Source organism: Flavobacterium sp., assembly GCF_043722275.1.
Classification (GTDB): domain Bacteria; phylum Bacteroidota; class Bacteroidia; order Flavobacteriales; family Flavobacteriaceae; genus Flavobacterium.
This window is the reverse complement of the sequence record NZ_JAYSPC010000095.1, coordinates 1-2,082: the sequence shown is the minus strand read 5'-3', so window position 1 is coordinate 2,082 and position 2,082 is coordinate 1. Positions and strand designations below refer to the sequence as shown.

Annotated in this window: 3 protein-coding genes; all 3 read right to left on the bottom strand. The window is 33.1% G+C overall.

Going from position 1 to position 2,082, the window contains the following annotated elements; translation table 11 throughout:
- Nucleotides 1-222 precede the first annotated feature (222 nt).
- Complete coding sequence (locus ACHZDT_RS11860) at nucleotides 223-738, bottom strand: hypothetical protein (RefSeq protein WP_394774838.1); 516 nt, start codon at nucleotides 736-738, stop codon at nucleotides 223-225.
- 261 nt (nucleotides 739-999) lie between these two features.
- A complete protein-coding gene (locus ACHZDT_RS11855) occupies nucleotides 1,000-1,248 on the bottom strand; it encodes a hypothetical protein (protein WP_394774837.1) in 249 nt (82 codons plus the stop codon).
- A gap of 58 nt (nucleotides 1,249-1,306) precedes the next feature.
- Nucleotides 1,307-2,082: tetratricopeptide repeat protein (locus ACHZDT_RS11850; RefSeq protein ID WP_394774836.1), on the bottom strand; the 776-nt coding region annotated here is incomplete at its 5' end.

Below are 2,082 nucleotides of genomic sequence, written 5' to 3'. Positions count from 1 at the left end.
GCCCGGAACTGAAGCTAAATTTATAACTAAAAGCCGAAGTTTAGAACTACTGCCCGGCAGAATTACGTCCGCCGAAACCAAAGCTTGGATATGCACTGCAGATAATTGCTTCAACGTCAAGCCCCAATTGCACAAAACCGTTTGTTATGTGCTGCCAAATTATTTACTGAAATTTTAAGCGGAAGGATTTTGAAAAACTATATTCTATATGTTTCTTGGTCTTCAACCTACAATAATCCAATAGTAAACAAGGGTCATAATTACATTCGTTATAAAATTTGCAATAAAGAATGGGCCTAATAATCTATTTTTTTTTGATCGATCTTTAAGAGCTAAATAAAATATTGGGTATTCAATTATTAGTGTTGCGATGAAAGAGGCTGCCATACCAACAAAGAAACCTTTAAGCCCATAACCTAAATTATCGTTCTTTCCTCCCCACCAAAAGCCTTCATTGCCAGTAATTGTAGAAAAGTAAGGTGCAATAAAATATAGGCCAATGAATGCTGAAATATAATTTGCAATTATTATAAGCCACGTGTGATTAGAAAGTTTAAATTTCTTAAGAACTATACTCTCAGCAATTCCAATAAAAATATTGAGAATTGCACAATGCAAAAGCCCAAAATACATCATTGAGGAACCGGCATTCCCAAAACACAATAAAGGAAAAAAGGAAAGTATAAGAGAAAGCTTGATTAAAAGCCAATTAGTATTTAGATTGATTTGAGATTGCATTTATGTAAAGTTGATTATAATATCAGAAGTTAGTAATTACGGAGCGGTCAGTTGGTTGCACATAACGTCCGGGTATTGGCGAAGGCGGGATATTTGTTGCTGTGTCCGCCCACATGCCGAACTACATAAAGAAACGAAAATTTGATGAAAACGTAAAGCTAATTAGTGAACGGTCTGCCTATGACCGATGATTGGTAGCGGTATATGCTGAAGAAAGTTTGTCATGCCCTGCTTTTGCCAATACCGTGTTATGGGCAGGTTTTATATCCTTGCTTTTTCTTCTTGTAAGCAAACCCCACAAATTTTTAATTGCCTATTTGGCATTAATGCTGCAAATGAAATTGCTTCCGTAAGCTTGTCAAAATATCCATACCATCTGTCATTTGGTGCTGTATAATCCTGTAACCTGTCTAGTCCTTCTCTTGCATGGCCACATGTGCTTTTATGTACAACTGCTTTTCTTTCAGCCCGCCAATTTTCATAAACGAGGTATTTGTCGTTACTTTTCATATTTAAGGGTTTAGATACAATAAAAATTAATCAACTTTTTGTCAGAGAATATTTTGAATTATTTATAGTCATTTGTATTTATCCAAGTACCATCTGCATATTTATATGTTATGTTAATATCAACATAGTTTCCATAGGCCTGGTCAAATACTCTAGCTACAGATTTGTATTTACAGCTACCAATATAATATATGTTTAAGTCAAAAATCAAAACATTAGAAAAGCCAGATATTCTATTTATTTCGTAGTTTTTAAGTTCAGTTTCATGTCCTACACAATTACCAAGTAACATTTTAAATTTATCTATGTTATCTTTTGCAATGTCTGAATTACCAACGATTTCCTCATCTGGTAAATAAATTGAATGGTAAGGTGATTCTTTAGCAATAGCAAGATATTTAATTATTGCTTCATAATATGTTATCTGTGCCTCATAAGTATTTTCTTTCGCTGTTAATTTACCATAGTAATAATACAATTTATATGCTGCTAAAAGATTCTTACTATCATTTTGAAGCGCTTTTTCACAATACTCTTTTCCTTTGCTCACGTCTCTTTCTTTGTCAAGATAATAAGATCCCAAAGCCCCTAGAACATATGGATTATTTGGAAATTTAGATAATCCTTTCGTAAGAGTATCAAACCTTTCCTGTTCATTTTCAATACATCGGCTCAATAAGTAATATAGTTCGCCAGATTGGGGATTTGCTTTTTTCAACTCTTCATACTCATTTCTAACTTTTACAGGATTACTTTCATTTTGATATTCAACGTGTTTCCATATTTCAGTTAGTGGTATTTTTTTTGAATTTGGTGTGCATGAATTTAATAATG

Coding starts and splice junctions, on each gene's coding strand:
- ACHZDT_RS11855 (WP_394774837.1), bottom strand. CDS start 1,248: ATGAAAAGTAACGACAAATACCTCGTTTATGAAAATTGGCGGGCTGAA.
- ACHZDT_RS11860 (WP_394774838.1), bottom strand. CDS start 738: ATGCAATCTCAAATCAATCTAAATACTAATTGGCTTTTAATCAAGCTT.